Here is a 278-nt window from a genome sequence, read left to right as displayed (position 1 = left end):
CCGGTCACACTGGCGGACAGATCCGATGCGAGGAACAGCGCCATGTTGGCAACGTCCTGGGGTTCGATCGCGCGCTTGAGCGCCGACGAAGCAATCAACTTTTCACGGGCAGCTTCGGACATCTGGTCGTACATGTCGGTGCGCGTCACGCCGGGCGCAATCGCATTCACGCGAATGCCCGCCGCGCCGAGTTCCGTGGCCATGCTTTGCGTCGCGCGTGCGAACGCAGCCTTGCTCGATCCATAGGCGAGCGTGCCCGGATCGGCGACCATCGCGGC

1 protein-coding gene is annotated in these 278 nt (G+C 65.1%); it reads right to left on the bottom strand.

Annotation, left to right across the window (positions count from 1 at the left end; all coding sequences use genetic code 11):
• Nucleotides 1–278: SDR family NAD(P)-dependent oxidoreductase (locus R0J87_RS19815; RefSeq protein WP_498888399.1), on the bottom strand; the 278-nt coding region annotated here is incomplete at both ends.

The organism is Halomonas sp. SIMBA_159, from assembly GCF_046536035.1.
Lineage (GTDB): Bacteria > Pseudomonadota > Gammaproteobacteria > Pseudomonadales > Halomonadaceae > Vreelandella > Vreelandella venusta_A.
Note: the sequence above shows the minus strand (reverse complement) of the source record. Positions and strands in the feature narration are given on the sequence as shown.